The organism is Pedobacter terrae, assembly GCF_036946585.1.
GTDB lineage: Bacteria > Bacteroidota > Bacteroidia > Sphingobacteriales > Sphingobacteriaceae > Pedobacter > Pedobacter terrae_C.
Map to the genome: position 1 here is coordinate 1 of NZ_JAQIIV010000028.1, position 15329 is coordinate 15329.

At 36.8% G+C, this 15329-nt stretch carries 18 protein-coding genes, 1 other RNA gene and 2 pseudogenes; 18 read left to right on the plus strand and 3 right to left on the minus strand.

What is annotated here, in order from left to right:
* The 6 genes and pseudogenes from PGN18_RS21930 to PGN18_RS21955 form a co-directional block, all read left to right on the plus strand.
* A pseudogene (locus PGN18_RS21930) lies at positions 1 to 128 on the plus strand (acyl-CoA dehydrogenase); the annotation flags it as partial.
* 139 nt (positions 129 to 267) lie between these two features.
* Positions 268 to 578: pseudogene (locus tag PGN18_RS21935) on the plus strand (GxxExxY protein).
* A gap of 116 nt (positions 579 to 694) precedes the next feature.
* Positions 695 to 1072, plus strand: coding sequence for an SRPBCC domain-containing protein (locus tag PGN18_RS21940; RefSeq protein WP_335321717.1), 378 nt, complete (start codon positions 695 to 697; stop codon positions 1070 to 1072).
* Positions 1073 to 1081: 9 nt separating this feature from the next.
* Positions 1082 to 1459 carry a hypothetical protein gene (locus PGN18_RS21945; protein ID WP_335321718.1) on the plus strand — a complete coding sequence of 126 codons (378 nt, stop codon included), beginning with the start codon at positions 1082 to 1084 and terminating at the stop codon, positions 1457 to 1459.
* Positions 1441 to 1725 (plus strand): hypothetical protein, encoded by a 285-nt coding sequence (locus PGN18_RS21950; protein ID WP_335321719.1) that lies wholly within the window; start codon positions 1441 to 1443, stop codon positions 1723 to 1725. Before PGN18_RS21945 ends, PGN18_RS21950 begins: the two co-directional genes overlap by 19 nt.
* A gap of 222 nt (positions 1726 to 1947) precedes the next feature.
* Complete coding sequence (locus PGN18_RS21955; RefSeq protein ID WP_335321720.1) at positions 1948 to 2166, plus strand: hypothetical protein; 219 nt, start codon at positions 1948 to 1950, stop codon at positions 2164 to 2166.
* A 351-nt stretch (positions 2167 to 2517) separates the two neighbouring features.
* On the opposite strand, the gene lysA is transcribed toward PGN18_RS21955, so the two are convergent.
* Both lysA and PGN18_RS21965 read right to left on the minus strand, forming a co-directional pair.
* On the minus strand, positions 2518 to 3687 hold the full coding sequence (lysA, locus tag PGN18_RS21960) for a diaminopimelate decarboxylase (RefSeq protein WP_335321721.1): 1170 nt from the start codon (positions 3685 to 3687) through the stop codon (positions 2518 to 2520).
* Positions 3688 to 4005: 318 nt separating this feature from the next.
* Positions 4006 to 5319, minus strand: coding sequence for an aspartate kinase (locus PGN18_RS21965; protein WP_335321722.1), 1314 nt, complete (start codon positions 5317 to 5319; stop codon positions 4006 to 4008).
* Between the two features lie 251 nt (positions 5320 to 5570).
* Here PGN18_RS21965 and PGN18_RS21970 point away from each other — a divergent pair, with 251 nt between their 5' ends.
* The 12 genes from PGN18_RS21970 (at position 5571) to rnpB (ending at position 14426) form a co-directional block, all read left to right on the plus strand.
* Positions 5571 to 7307 carry a phospho-sugar mutase gene (locus tag PGN18_RS21970; protein ID WP_335321723.1) on the plus strand — a complete coding sequence of 579 codons (1737 nt, stop codon included), beginning with the start codon at positions 5571 to 5573 and terminating at the stop codon, positions 7305 to 7307.
* Positions 7308 to 7799: 492 nt separating this feature from the next.
* Complete coding sequence (locus tag PGN18_RS21975) at positions 7800 to 8009, plus strand: hypothetical protein (protein WP_335321724.1); 210 nt, start codon at positions 7800 to 7802, stop codon at positions 8007 to 8009.
* A gap of 24 nt (positions 8010 to 8033) precedes the next feature.
* Positions 8034 to 8393: a type II toxin-antitoxin system VapC family toxin gene (locus PGN18_RS22465; protein WP_442955369.1), complete on the plus strand. Its 360-nt coding sequence runs from the start codon at positions 8034 to 8036 to the stop codon at positions 8391 to 8393.
* 158 nt (positions 8394 to 8551) lie between these two features.
* On the plus strand, positions 8552 to 8836 hold the full coding sequence (locus PGN18_RS21980) for a hypothetical protein (RefSeq protein WP_335321725.1): 285 nt from the start codon (positions 8552 to 8554) through the stop codon (positions 8834 to 8836).
* A gap of 154 nt (positions 8837 to 8990) precedes the next feature.
* The gene (locus tag PGN18_RS21985) at positions 8991 to 9761 is read left to right on the plus strand and encodes an MbnP family protein (protein WP_335321726.1); all 771 of its coding nucleotides are present in this window, start codon (positions 8991 to 8993) and stop codon (positions 9759 to 9761) included.
* Positions 9762 to 9788: 27 nt separating this feature from the next.
* Positions 9789 to 10799 carry a cytochrome-c peroxidase gene (locus PGN18_RS21990; RefSeq protein ID WP_335321727.1) on the plus strand — a complete coding sequence of 337 codons (1011 nt, stop codon included), beginning with the start codon at positions 9789 to 9791 and terminating at the stop codon, positions 10797 to 10799.
* Positions 10762 to 11739: a hypothetical protein gene (locus PGN18_RS21995; RefSeq protein ID WP_335321728.1), complete on the plus strand. Its 978-nt coding sequence runs from the start codon at positions 10762 to 10764 to the stop codon at positions 11737 to 11739. Before PGN18_RS21990 ends, PGN18_RS21995 begins: the two co-directional genes overlap by 38 nt.
* Positions 11740 to 11749: 10 nt before the next feature.
* Positions 11750 to 12181 carry a hypothetical protein gene (locus tag PGN18_RS22000; RefSeq protein ID WP_335321729.1) on the plus strand — a complete coding sequence of 144 codons (432 nt, stop codon included), beginning with the start codon at positions 11750 to 11752 and terminating at the stop codon, positions 12179 to 12181.
* A 108-nt stretch (positions 12182 to 12289) separates the two neighbouring features.
* Complete coding sequence (locus tag PGN18_RS22005) at positions 12290 to 12550, plus strand: YHS domain-containing protein (protein WP_335321730.1); 261 nt, start codon at positions 12290 to 12292, stop codon at positions 12548 to 12550.
* Between the two features lie 151 nt (positions 12551 to 12701).
* Positions 12702 to 13352 (plus strand): SCO family protein, encoded by a 651-nt coding sequence (locus PGN18_RS22010; RefSeq protein ID WP_335321731.1) that lies wholly within the window; start codon positions 12702 to 12704, stop codon positions 13350 to 13352.
* A gap of 68 nt (positions 13353 to 13420) precedes the next feature.
* The gene (locus tag PGN18_RS22015; RefSeq protein WP_335321732.1) at positions 13421 to 13849 is read left to right on the plus strand and encodes a c-type cytochrome; all 429 of its coding nucleotides are present in this window, start codon (positions 13421 to 13423) and stop codon (positions 13847 to 13849) included.
* 194 nt (positions 13850 to 14043) lie between these two features.
* Positions 14044 to 14426: RNase P RNA component class A (gene rnpB, locus PGN18_RS22020), an RNA gene on the plus strand.
* On the opposite strand, the gene PGN18_RS22025 is transcribed toward rnpB, so the two are convergent.
* Positions 14426 to 15304: a polyphosphate kinase 2 family protein gene (locus PGN18_RS22025; protein ID WP_335321733.1), complete on the minus strand. Its 879-nt coding sequence runs from the start codon at positions 15302 to 15304 to the stop codon at positions 14426 to 14428. The two genes, rnpB and PGN18_RS22025, sit on opposite strands and share 1 nt — an antisense overlap.
* Positions 15305 to 15329 lie beyond the last annotated feature (25 nt).

Below are 15329 nucleotides of genomic sequence, written 5' to 3' on the forward strand. Positions count from 1 at the left end.
TTACGGGGGAATACTCTATTATGCGCCATATGATGAACCTGGAATCGGTGGTTACTTATGAAGGTACACATGATATACATTTATTGATTACAGGAATGGATGTGACCGGATTAAACGCATTTAAATGAGACACGATTAAAAGATTTAAGGATTTTCATGATAATGGCTTACTAAATTTGAGACATGGACATTGAAGATTTAACTTACCGAGTAAATGGCTGTGCTATTAAAGTGCATAACATTTTGGGAAATGGTTTTCAATAAGTAATTTATCAGCGATGTTTGGCAATTGAATTAGAAAAAGAAGGGATAAAATTTAAAAGAGAAGTTGAACAGAAATTTTTTATGATGGCCTGATAGTTGGAAAAAGGCGTGCCGACTTCATAATCGGAGATTTATTAATATTAGAGCTTAAGGCTTCTGTTAATTTAGAAAGCTATCCTTTAGCACAAGCTAAAAATTATATTGTTGCTTATAATTTCAATGTCGGATTATTGATTAATTTTGGCGCAACAAGTCTCCAGTTTAAAAAAATATATAATCCTAATAATAAAAAAATACAGAACAGGATTGAATAAAATGTAGAGATTGGGGTGATAACGCATACTTAATCTTAACAAATAAATTAATCGGATTTGATTTTTTTTGAACTTTGATCATGAAAATCTTCAAACCCTAAAAATCTTGATACAGAATGGACTTTAAAAAATATACCCACATACCTGCCCCACCGGAAGAAGTTTATTTAGCCCTTACAAAAGACATCAGCATTAAGCTATGGACCGGGGCCGAAGTGGAGTTTGAAGAAGTACCTGGAACAGAATTTTCTTTATGGGATGGCGATATTACGGGTAAAAACATCGAATTTACTTATGGAAAGCAAATTGTGCAGCAATGGTATTTTGGAGAAGAAAATGAACCTTCTATCGTGACCATCAAACTTCACGAAGATAAAAAAGGAACTTCGCTTGAATTTAGGCAAACCAATATCCCCGATGAAGATTATCAAGATTTTACAGAAGGGATTCAGGAGTATTATTTAGGTGGATTGATTGATTTCTTTGAAGAATAAAATCATAACATGAAAACTCAAGTTAATGCGCTCCTTTTCTTTCTGTTATTGATTATTTTATCAAGTTCTTGCAGGACATATATTTCTCCGGCTTTACCCGGAAATAATTTGGGCTATCTGCCACGTCAGATGGAGGCCGATAGCGTTAAAACTTTAACACATGCTTCAGCAAGTTTTGCGGGGGCGTCATCTCCTGGAAATGGTAGTGTGTCATTTGAAATGGGTATGTTAAACATCAATCGCGCAATACGTTTAAAGGATTTGATATTGCCTACGGTGTTTTTGGTTATTTGGGCAATGCCGAACACCTTTATTCCAACAACAGGAATGATACCAATGGTGATTACCCTCCCGGTTTTAAAAAACATATGTATGGCTTTGGTTTAAGAACTTCTATCGGTTTCCATAGCACATCTGTTAATGGAAATACAGATTTTAGATTTATAAATTGGGAAAATGCTTTGAGTACGGAAAGTGGAGCATATGCTGATTTCAGAGATGAAGTTTACAATGGTAAGATTTATAACTATGCAGGTGTTTCAAACAGGAAAAGACTTTGGACAACCGGATTATCAACCGAAGTCATTTTCAGGGGAAGGCGTAACCATGATATTAAACATGCCTTCAGGCTTTTCATTGGAGGAACTCCCTGACTGGCCAACAGTTTTAAATATGGCCAAATTGCAGATCTTGAAAAAGTAATTAAAAGTTCTTCAGCATGGAATTTTAATTACTTTTTGAGCTTAAAAAGATTTACACTGTCACTTGAAATCGCCGAAAATATAAATTTGGCGAATAAGATTTCTCTTGGCTACACATTCAAATAAAAACATATCAATGCGATTGCTGTTCTGCTATAAATAAAATCAAATATTATGAACAGAACATTAGGAATTGTATTAATGGTTTTGGGCATTGCTATGCTCATCTGGACAGGTTTCTCTTATACAAAAAAAGAAAAAATTGTTGACGCAGGCCCAATTCAAATCTCGGCGGATAAAGAAAAATCGGTAAACTGGCCTCCTTATGCTGGTGGTATTATTTTGATAGCGGGTGTGATTGTTTTTGTTGCTTCGAAAAACAAAAACCGATGATCAAGCGAGATTGTAAAATAGTTTTCTCGGCACCACCTTACTGTTTTTATGCCGCTAAAGATATCTTTAAGCAGTTAATGTAGGTGCCGGGATCGGGACTGTGTATCAGGGATCTCTTTTACATACTTTGAATGCAAAAAAGATTTCGGCAATTGATCTTCAGAAATTGTGTTTGGAGACGATTTGATCTAAGAAAAATCGTCATCGCGAATATCATCCTTTCCATCACCCTGAATTTATTTCAGGGTCTTTACCAGTTTAATATTCTGCGATGACGAAAAGGTGTTTTGCTTTAGCTAATTCTTTTCGTTGATCCTTCATTGCTTTCAGGATGATAATAAAGTTTAAAGATTATATCTCGTAACTATATACTGATCTTATTGCATCTCTTAAGTTATATTTCGAAGCCATTACTTCTCCATAAGCGCCTGCACTTCTAATGGCAAAAATATCACCTCTGAACGATTCGGGCTGTTCAACTTCTTTACCAAAACAATCCGTGCTTTCGCAGATGGGTCCTACGATATCGTATTTTACGACTTCGGACTTCGGACTCCCGACTCCCGACTGGCTAAGATTTTCTATTTTATGATAAGCTTGATATAATGCCGGACGCATCAATTCAGTCATGCCTGCATCTAAAACGACAAAGTTTTTCTTTTTCCCATTTTTAATATACAATGCGCGGGTAATTAATGATGCTGATTGACCAACCAAAGCCCTACCCAATTCAAAATGCACTTCCTGACCTGGCTTAATGGTTAAGAATTCATTAAAAATTTTAAAGTACGATCCGAAATCAGGAATTTGATGATCGGGATGATAATAATCAATTCCCAAACCGCCTCCTACATTTAATACCTGAAGCTTAAATCCCTTATCCTCAAACCATGCAGCAAATTCATTTACACGAACGCAGAGATTTTTATAAACATCAAGATTGGTGATCTGCGAGCCGATATGGAAATGAATACCAATAAATTTAAGGTTTGGAGAGGCTTTTAACGTATCTGCACATTCAGGTAAATCCCATGAGTTGATTCCAAATTTATTTTCATCCAACCCTGTCGTAATATTATGGTGGGTATGTGCATCAACATTTGGATTAATGCGGATAGCTACCTGAGCAGTTTTACCTTTTTTAGCTGCAAGCTCATTTAATACCTCTAATTCCTGGATAGATTCTACATTAAAACAGAAAATATCAAGATCGAGAGCCTCATTAATTTCTTTATCAGATTTCCCTACGCCGGCAAAAACGATTTTTTTATTGTCGAAACCTACCTCAACTGCTCTTCTTACCTCGCCGGCACTTACACAATCTGCGCCAAAACCAATTTCTTTGACCTGGTTTAACAGCACGGGATTGAAATTTGCCTTTAATGCATAATGGATATGAAATTGATATGGAGTTGCTGCATCTGCACAAGTGTGCAACGTTTTTTGTAACAGATCGGTATCGTAGTAGTAAAAAGGCGTTTCAATATTGTTAAACTTTGATATATCTTTATCGGCGAACATGTTCAGATTCCTTATTATAATTTTAATTTTATTCTTTGGGCTAATTTATTTGGGTAACTACCTGGATTTAAAGCATGGAAGAATTACCCGGAAACAATACAACGGAAAAATCCGATTTTTTATCGTGTTACTTCTGTTGGTATTATTCCTTTTATTTATTAAAAAATGAAGATCGCAGCAGCCATATTTATTGTTCTCATTCTTTCTGCCGGATTATATAACTCTTACAAGAAATATAAAAACGGGTTATTACCAGCAAACTTTCTGGCTTTTCACTGCCTTTTCGGATTGCTGGTTGTAATAGGTGCTTTTTTCCTCTTATTCGAATAACCTATTGTGCAAGCTTCTTAGAGCCTCTGTTTTATGTTCGCTTAAAATTAAAAGCGAAACATTATAGTTACTTCCACCATAAGAGATCATACGGATCGGAATATGTTTCAAACCTTCTAAAACTCTACTGGCAAAACCGTGTTTCTCTGAACCGAAATCGCCCACTACACACACAATGCTGTGGTTGGTATCCACCTCAACGGTTCCAAAACTTTCCAGTTCTTCAATAATCTGTGGTAAATGCGCTGTCTCATCGATGGTCAATGATACGGCCACCTCAGAGGTGGTAATCATATCAATTGGCGTTTTATAACGTTCAAAAACCTCGAAAACCCTGCGTAAGAAACCATAAGCAAGCAACATGCGGCTTGATTGGATGCGGATTGCAGTAATACCGTCTTTAGCAGCTATTGACTTGATCCTGCCTTTTTCGCTGTCATGCGTAATTAAAGTACCAGCAGCTGAGGGTTCCATGGTATTTAATAAGCGAACCGGAATTTTATATTTCTGTGCAGGGAAGACAGATTGAGGGTGTAAAATTTTCGCCCCGAAATAAGCCAGCTCGGCTGCTTCATCAAATGATAACTGTGCAATTGGTTTGGTACCTTTAACAATACGTGGATCATTGTTGTGCATGCCGTCTATATCTGTCCAGATCTGAACTTCTTCGGCTAAAATTGCAGCGCCCAATAAAGATGCTGTATAGTCACTTCCGCCACGACGTAGATTATCTACCTCGCCAAAACTGTTGCGACAAATGTATCCTTGTGTAATGAATAATTTCTTGTCTTTATGCTGCTCCAATAATGGCATTAAATGCTTTGTGGTAAACGGAATATCAGGTTCATTATCTTCATCCGTTTTCATAAAATCCAAAGCAGGTAATAATACCGATGGTACGCCAATAGATTTTAAATAAATATGATATAAAGTGGTAGATAATAGCTCACCTTGGGCCAACACTACTTTCTCCTCAATTGAAGTGAAAATATCATTTGCTAATCCAGCTAAGAAATTGAAATGATAATCAATTACCTCATTACCCTGTTCCTGAAATTCGGCAGCAGGCAATAACTCAACAACAAAAGTTTTATATTTTTGATATAGATTTTCGACACACTCGCTTCCCTTCTTCTTATCTCCAGCTAAAAAATAATTTGCAATTTCTACTAAACTGTTTGTAGTTCCAGACACGGCTGATAAAACTACAATCTGTTCTTCGTTTGGATTAATGATATCCAATAACTTCGTCATGCGCTCAGGACTGCCTACAGAGGTACCCCCAAATTTTAATATTTTCATCTGTTTGTAAATTGTTTTTACCCATAATTAAAGGACAGCAACCTAATTGTTTTTGTAACTATTTAAAAAAGTTACAATCGCCTCACATTAATACTGGATTTTCTTTATTATTGTATCGGGGCGTGAAATTAAGCAAAAGCAGCTTAAAAGCAACACCCTCAACAAAATAAAATTTGGATGAGTTGAAATAATTTTGCTTCAACCAAACAATATCCAGGAATTCTACATATTAAACTAAAAAAAATAGCTCAATGCAGGCAATTGACCAATCAACGCAAGCCACAATCAATCAGTGGTTAAATGGAAACTATGATGAAAATACTAAGGCAGAAATTCAGGCCCTTGTAGATAAAGATGCAACTACCGAGTTAACGGATGCATTTTATAGAAGTTTAGAGTTCGGAACAGGCGGGTTACGCGGAATCATGGGTGCCGGTTCTAACCGTATAAATAAATATACCATCGGAACGGCCACACAGGGATTAGCCAATTATTTAAACAATAAATATCCGAACGAAAAAATTAAAGTTGCCATTGCACATGATAGCCGCAACAACTCTGATTATTTTGCAAAAATTACTGCAGATGTTTTCTCAGCAAATGGCATATATGTATACTTCTTTTCTGCATTAAGACCAACACCAGAGCTTTCTTTTGCGGTGCGCCATTTCGACTGTAAAAGTGGGGTAATGTTAACCGCTTCGCATAACCCTAAAGAATATAATGGTTATAAAGCTTACGGTGCTGATGGTGGCCAGTTCACCTCTCCTGATGATAAGCTGGTGATCGATGAAGTGAATAAAATTAAAAGCATAGATGAAGTAAAATTCGATCGTGTTGATGCAAATATCCAGCTGATTGGTGAAGATGTTGATCAATTATATTTAGATGGTATCACTGCGCTTTCGATTTCTCCGGAAGCAATAAAAAGACAGCATGATCTAAAAATTGTGTACTCTCCTATCCATGGAACAGGGATTACATTAGTTCCAAAAGCTTTAGCACAGTTTGGTTTTACAAACGTTACCATTGTTGAAGAGCAAAGTACACCTGATGGAAATTTCCCAACGGTAGTATACCCGAACCCTGAGGAAAAAGACGCATTAACTTTAGCGATGAATAAAGCAAAGGAAATTGATGCTGATTTGGTTTTGGCAACCGATCCTGATGCCGACCGTGTGGGTATTGCCGTAAAGGATAATGAAGGCGAATGGGTATTGCTTAACGGTAACCAAACGGGTAGTCTGTTAATCAATTATTTACTTTCGGCCTGGCAGGATAGCGGAAAATTAGATGGCAACCAGTTTATTGTAAAAACCATTGTAACTTCCAACCTGATCGAAGAAATTGCTAAAAAGAAAAATGTAGAATACTACAACACCCTAACTGGATTTAAATATATTGGTCAGTTAATGACCGAGCTTGAAGGCAAGAAGTATTTTATTGGTGGTGGTGAGGAGAGTTATGGTTACCTGATCGGCGATTTGGTACGCGATAAAGATGCAGTGGTTTCTGCTGCTTTCATTTCTGAAATGACAGCATACTATAAAGATAAAGGTGCTAGTCTATACAATGCCTTATTGGATATGTATGTAGAATATGGCCTATATAAAGAAGATCTGGTTTCGTTGACCAAAAAGGGGAAATCTGGTGCTGAAGAAATCAAAGCCATGATGGTTAAATTTAGAGAAAATCCGCCTGCAACATTGGGTGGCTCTAAGGTATCGGTATTAAAAGATTACGAATTGGGACAGGAAACAGACTTGACAACTGGAAAAGTAACCAAATTGGACTATCCAACTTCAGATGTTTTACAGTTTATTACAGAAGATGGTAGTATTGTTTCTGCACGTCCAAGCGGTACTGAACCAAAAATTAAGTTCTATTGCAGCGTAAACGCACCTTTAGCAGATAGAAAAGATTTTGATTCTGTTAATGCACAACTAGAGGAAAAAATAAAAGTGGTTATGGCTGATTTACAGGCGTAATTTAAACACTTAATAATATCGTATCTGTCACATTGAGCCTGTCGAAACGCCTTTCGAAACCATCAAGTAGCGTGTCGACAAGCTACCATCGGCAGACAGGATCCACTAATTCAGGTCGTCATTCTCACGCGTGCGGGAATCTTAATGCGAGCGCTTTAAGATTCCTAATCAAGTTGGGAATGACGATTTCTTTTAGGGACTTTCCTAGTCTTAGCATCTCGCTAGGACATTTTAATTCCTATAGAGGCGCGGATTAGTAGGGAGGATTTCGGTCAATCAATTAACTCTTTAATACTAAAAATACAGGGAGTCATTTTTGAAGAGTTTTTCAAGTTTCTGCTTACTTACAGAATGCTAAGACAAGCTGAGGCCTTTTATTCCTTCCACAAAGCATCTCAAAAGAATGAAACAAATTATAATAATATATTTTAAGCCGTTTAAATACCAATAAAAATAGATTGCTTATATTTACAATTATAACAAGGTAGCATCATGACAGCAATAATTTTAAAAGATAATGTAGAACAAAGCAAAATTGATGCATTATTAGACATTTTAAAGTCATGGGATATTGATGCGGAATTAAGAACTACTGACAAAGTTGAATCATCTGAAGCAGTAGAATTTTCATTATCTCAAGGCATTTGGAGTGATTATAATGTTAATTCGGACGAACTTAGAGATAAAGCCTGGAAAAGATAATGGTTCTGTGCGACACAAATCCTTATTGAAATTTATAAAGGAAATGATAGGGTTATCGAAACTATAAAGAATATTGGTCAAAATAGTGTTGCAATTTCAAATGTTACTTGCGCAGAATTACTTTATGGAGCAAGAAACAAAAAGGAATTAAGGTTAATCAGAAAAGATATAGATAGTTTAGTGGTTTTGCCCATTTCTTCTCCAATATCAACACAGGCGGTAACATTAGTAGAACAGTTTTCTTTATCACACAATCTTAATCTTCCAGATGCGCTAATTGCATCTACAGCAATCTTTCATGATTTAGAACTTTACACATTAAATCTTAAAGACTTTAAATTTATAAAAAACATAACCATATATAAGCCTAAACTTCACCTTTAATATTTAGTAAGCCACTTTTTTATTTTTCTTTGCTGCAATCAATTTCTTTAATACTTTTGCAGCTCGATACCATGTTCAAAAAAATCTTAATATATCTGATTATTACATGTACTGTTAGCAACGGTTTCATGCAGTTGGTGATCTATTCAGGTTATCAAATGAACAAAGAATATATCACCAGTGTATTTTGTATAAACAAAGTACATCCTGAACTGCATTGTGATGGACAGTGTTTCCTGGCTAAAAAACTAAAAGATTTAGACGGCAAAAACAAACAGGCACATGAAAACCTGAAAAGAGTTGTAGAAGCCGAACCCAAATTTCAAACAATAGCCATCAATCACTATCTTCCCTATTTTGTTATCACTTCAGAAAATCTTTATATCGAAAAACCGGTTAAAGATCTTTCTATCTCTATTTTTCATCCACCGAAAACGGTTTAAGTTAAATTTCTTTTTCCTTGTCGTCACCCTGATCCGATAGCTATTGGATTTATTTCAGGGTCTATCACATATTTAGTTATAAGATGCTGAATTGAATTCAGCAGGACGATCTCTATTAGAATTATTAAATTTTTACTTATCCAATTTTCTCAAAATGAAATTATCACAATACTTTTTGGCATTGTTGTGCCCAATTATATTATTCTCTTCTTGCAAAAAAGACAGCAATGAGGTTAATGCAGACGCTAAATCTACTTTCTCGATCGAGTTTGAAAACCAGGTAAACGGAAGTCCATTAGTTTTAAGTACCACCACTTACAAAAATGCCAGAGGCGAAGATTTCAAAATCAACGTATTTAAATATTATGTAAGTAATATCAAATTAAGCAAAGCTGATGGAACGAGTTACCTTATACCTGAAAGCTATTTTCTAATTGATGCTTCAAAAGCAGAATCGACAAATATTACCTTAAAGGATGTACCTGTTGGCGATTATACAAAAATCGAATATACCATTGGTGTAGATTATGCCCGCAACTTTGCCGGCGCTCAAACTGGTGCCTTAGACCCTATAAATGGTATGTTCTGGACTTGGAATAGTGGCTATATATTTGTTAAGCTTGAGGGAACTTCGCCACAGTCTACCGATAAAGGAAATGCGCTCACTTTTCACATTGGAGGTGTTACAGATCCAAACAACACGATCAGGACTTTTGCTACTGAGATTAATGCGGCAAATCCGCTCCGCGTACGCACAGACGGCAAACCCAACATGCACTTTATAGTAAATGCTGCAGCATTATTTACCGGTAAAACCGACGTCAGTTTTGCTACGTTAAATTTCACTATGGGTGGTGCAAACTCCGTAATTGTAGCTAACAACTACGCAAACGGCCTATTTCGTTTAGATCACATTCACAATTAAATGCTAAGAAAAATAACAGTCTTCGCAATGCTTCTATTAAGCATTGCGTTGATGTATGCCTGCAGTAAAAGTGAAGATGAGGTAACGCCGGAAGAAAAGAAAATTACTTTTTTCGTTCCTTCCAACTTTCCAGCTCCGGTATATAATTTTGAAGAAAATAAATTGAGTAACGCAGGATTCGCACTGGGTAAAAAGTTATTTTATGATGCCAGATTATCTGCAGATAAAAGCGTTTCTTGCGGAAGTTGCCACCAACAATTTGCAGCTTTTACCCAGCTTGACCATAAGGTAAGCCATGGGGTGAACAACTGTCAGGGAAAGCGTAATACGCCGCCACTTTTTAACCTGGCCTGGCAAAAAGCTTTCTTTTGGGATGGTGGCGTAAAAAACATCGAAACCTCTCCTTTGAATGCCATTACAGATGCTTGCGAAATGGGGACTGATGTACCGACTATCATCGCATTCCTGAAAAATACGGCGCCATATCCAGATTTATTTAAACAGGCCTTCGGTTCCACAGAAATCAACTCACAGCTCATTTTGAAGTCGATTGCCCAGTTTACAGCAGTGTTGGTTTCTGGTAATTCAAAGTATGATAAGGTAATCCGGAAAGAGGCTGGCGCTTTATTTACAACGTCGGAACTTGCGGGTTACAATTTGTTCAAAGAAAAATGTGCTTCCTGCCATGCAGAGCCTTTTTTTACTGATTTTTCTTACCGAAGTAACGGATTGGATTTAATGAGTAGTGATGAAGGACGTTCGCATATTACTGGTGTAGCTGCAGATTTTGGAAAGTTTCGCGTACCTACTTTGCGCAATATCGAATATACCAGCCCATATATGCACGACGGCCGTTTTTACAGCTTGGATGAAGTGTTAGAACATTATAATTCGGGTATCAAAGCATCTGCCAATCTCGATCCTCAATTGAAAAATGGCATTTCGCTAAGCGCTACAGAAAAAGAACAGATTAAAGCATTTTTAAAAACATTAACAGACAATGAATTTATCAAAAATAAATTATTCGCTGAGTCGTAAATTACTAATTATAATTTTAGTACTCACTAGCAGCCAGGTAGTTGCCTGTGATATCTGCGGCTGTTTTATGGGCATTACGCCCTATTATAATCGAAACAGCATCAGCCTTTTATACCGTTACCGGTCGTTTAATGGTTATGAAGGGCAATCACATTCCTTATTCCCAAATGGTGGAAGTTTTTTCATTCCAGCCCGAAGCCAGGATTCACCCATAACGAATCATGCGGGCAACCCCAGTGACTATGAGCTTTACCGCTCTTTAGAAATCAGGGGTAAATATTTCATCAACAGCCGACTTGAAATCAACGCTATTTTACCTTATGTTTCCAATAGTGAGCGGTACAATGGATATACTTCTTCTATCTCCAATATGGGCGATGTTAATTTATACGCGGGCTATCACTTGGTGCAGAAACTGGAAGATAACTTTAAGCAACAATTAATTGCAGGGGCTGGTATAAAATTGCCGACTGGAAAAAATGATTTAAAAAATACATCGGGAATTCGTTATTCTTCGCTGATGCAAGCTGGAACAGGAAGCACAGATGGTTTTGTATATCTGAATTATATGGTAGGATTGGGCAAATTTGGTGCAAGCCTGAATACATCATACAAGGTTAACGGAACCAATAGTCGCGATGAAAGCATCGCGAACAGTACGACCAGTTTCTTGAATATCTTTTACGTGCAAAGAATTGGTAAGGATGTTCAGATCATGCCATCTGCACAGTTTTTTTACGAGTATTCTGGTGGTGAAAAGTATAAAAGCCACAAAACAGGTGAACACGTAATGAATAACCTAATGGGTGGTGCAGGTATTGATATTTTTTATAAAGACATAGCTTTAAATGCCGGATTACAAAAGAATATCTGGGAAGCGGAAACCGATCATCCGATGAGTGCAGGTAAAGTATACGTTGGAATTTCCTACAATTTTTAAATTACAGAATATGAACAGATTAAATATTGCCATACTAGCTCTGTTAACCGTTTTGTTTATTGCTTGCAAAACTGAACCAGATGCCAAAGCAGTTCGCCAGGAAGTATTAAATATCCACGATAAGTTGATGATTGATGGCGAGAAAGTTATCAAGAATAAAATGAAGTTAGATACACTTTTGGTTTCAGACCAAATTAAGCTTTCGCCAGATTCGGCTGTATTAAAACAGAAAATTGTTGGCCTAATTACACAATTAAATGCTGCTGATGAAAAAATGATGGATTGGATGCATTTCTTTAAAGATGATTTTAAAGGAAAAACCGCACAGGAAGATCTTGACTATTACAAGTCAGAAATGGTAAAAATCAGGGCAGTTGAAGATAAATATATCAAAGTAACCAAAGCATCTGATTCATTGATAAGAATATATAATGTTAAATAAAAATTAGTCGGAGGTCAGAACGTTGGGAGTCCGAAGATATGGAGATTAACCGTAAGCGGATAAACTTATGTCTTTGGGTTGCCGACCACATGCTAAAAATAAATTCAAATGAAAAAATCAATCTCAGCAATAATCCTAATTGGATTAGCAGTTATAGGGCTAAAATCAAAAGCCAACCCTATAATCGAAGATCAAAAAATAACGTTGATCGATTCGATAAAAAAAGTGGTGATAGACCCTGTTTGCAAAATGAAGGTGAAGGCTGGTGCATCAAAAAATGTAGTATATAATAAAGTTACCTATTATTTTTGTTCAGAAGGCTGTAAGCAAAAGTTTGCGGCCGAGCCTGGTAAGTACATAAAAAAGTGAGTTGGAAGTCATAAAGACCGAAGTAGGAAGATATGAAGCTATTTGGTTTAACCGCTAAACTTCCGACTTTTGGACATCCGACCCCGGACTTTTCCAAACATTAACGTTCCAGATAAAAATACCTCGTATATTTACATTTTAAAATAACATCATGAATAAAATCACTGCTTATTTAGCTACGTCTCTACTAGCTGTTTCTATATTTTCTGCATGCAAACAAGAAAAAAAACTCCCATTTTATGGGGAGCGCCATGCTGAAACCGTTAAAGATGCCACGGGCAAAGAGAAAATAGATACCGTTTACCAAACCATTCCTGATTGGTCTTTCCTGAACCAGGATAGCGTGGTCACAACAAATAAAGCAACAGATGGCAAAATTTATGTAGCCGACTTCTTCTTTACCTCATGTACTACCATCTGCCCTACCATGCACCGTAATTTAATGACGGTTTATAATGACTTTAAAACCAGTCCGGATATTATGTTTGTATCACATACGATTGATTTTAAATATGATAAACCTCATGTTTTGAAAAAATACGCTCAAAAATTAGGGGTTGACGGTCCGAAGTGGCAGTTTCTTTATGGTACCAAAGATAGCGTATATACCTTAGCTGAAAAGAACTACCTGGTGGCTGTTGGAGAAGACAGCACGGCTAAAGATGGTTATATTCATCAGGGTTATCTGGTTTTGATTGATAAAGACAGAAGGATCCGCGGTGCTTATGATGGCACCAAGGCAGACCAGGTAGAACAATTGAAAAAAGATATTCCGGTTTTATTGGCGGAGTATAAAAAATAATCATCTAAGTATTCATCTCGATGCGATAGCTATCTGATCGAGATGAATATTCTTCCAACATTAAATTTATGCGCAAATACATTATCAATGTTATCTTTTTCATTTCCCTGGTTGCCATTATCCTTTCCTGCCAAAATCAGAAAACCATCGATCTGCAAAATTACATGTCGAATGGAAAAGACATCTATAAAACTAAATGTCAGAACTGTCATGGAGAAAATGGTGAAGGTTTAGGTCAACTGGCGCCTCCACTAACTGATTCGGTATTTTTAAAGGCAAACAAATCTCGTTTGGCCTGCTTCATCAAAAATGGCGCAAATGAATCTTTAATCGTTCACGGTAAAGAATATAAAGAAAAAATGCCTGCTTTCCCCGAACTGGCAGATATTGATGTGGCGCAGGTAATGGTTTATATTACCAATTCTTTTGGTAACAAGCAGGGATTTGTACCATACTCCCAGGTTTCAAAAGATTTGCAGCATTGCAAAATCCCTTAAGTATTTATTTCTAGGGCGTCACCCTGAATTTATTTCAGGGTCTTATATATTGATATAGATGCTGACCACGTAGTAGCTACAAGGCAGTTGAAAACACTGTTATACTTGTAAAATAAATTCAGCAGGACCATATATAAAGATAAATCTTCGCATTCTTCGCTGCTTTATGCTTATAAAAACCCATCTTTGCAAAAAATGCAGGTTATTCTATCGCTGTTTCGAGTAAAATCGAAAGAGAGGAAAGTCCGGGCAACGCAGGGCATCCCGCTTTCTAACGGAAAGGGGTTCAGGAATGAAAACCTGAACTACGGATTAGTGCAACAGAAAATATACCGTCCTGATTTTACATTGGGATAAGGGTGAAAACGTGTGGTAAGAGCGCACGAGCATTGCAGGCGACTGTAGTGGTTTGTAAACCCCGGGAGTTGAAAGACCAAATAGGCTAACGTACGTAGGGCTGCCCGTCCGATGTTAGTGGGTAGGTCGTTAGAGATAAACGGCAACGTTTATAGTAGATAAATGATAGAAATCCTGAGCAATCAGGAAACAGAACCCGGCTTATAGACCTGCATTTTTTTATTCGCCCAATAGAATACGCTTGGTTTTTCCAAGTTCAGCTTCCTCCTCCTCATCTAATACAGGAAATTTCAGGTCAAGGCTTTTTAACTTATCTTCAATAATTTCACTTATTGCAAGCCTTGCAAACCATTTTTTATCTGCAGGTATGATGTGCCAGGGAGATGCTTTTGTACTGGTTTCGTTAATTGCATCCTCATATGCATTCATATATTGATCCCACAAAGCCCTTTCTTTGATATCTCCCGAAGAAAATTTCCAGTTTTTGGTAGGATCATCAATTCGCTCTAAAAAGCGTTTTTTTTGTTCATCACGGCTTACATTTAAAAAGAATTTTAAAATTACCGTTCCATTGGCAGTTAAATGTTCTTCAAAATTTTTGATACTTCTATAACGTTGTTGCCAAAAGTTTTTATGGATCTTTTTAACATCATTTAGGCCTGGTATATTTTCATTTAAAATATATTCGGGATGCACCTTGCAAACCAATACATTTTCATAATGAGATCGGTTGTGGATCCCTATCCTACCGCGTTCAGGCAACGCTTTATAATGTCTCCACAAAAAATCGTGGTTATATTCTGCTGGTGTAGGTGTTTTAAAACTATAAACCTGACATCCTTGAGGATTTAATCCGCTCATTACGTGCTCAATTGCGCTGTCTTTGCCGGCAGCATCCATCGCCTGGAAAATAATGAGCACAGCGTGTTTCCCAGAAGCGTACAATCTCTCTTGCAAATGGCTGAGCGCTATTTTCGAATTTACCAGCGCATCTTTGGCTTTTTCTTTGTTATAACCCCCTGTAAAATCAGTTTTGTGATTTTTTAAAGAAAATTTCTTATCCCCCTGTACAATTAATCCTTTAAATTCGTTTTTCATTATTATTTTTTCCTGGTAAATCAAC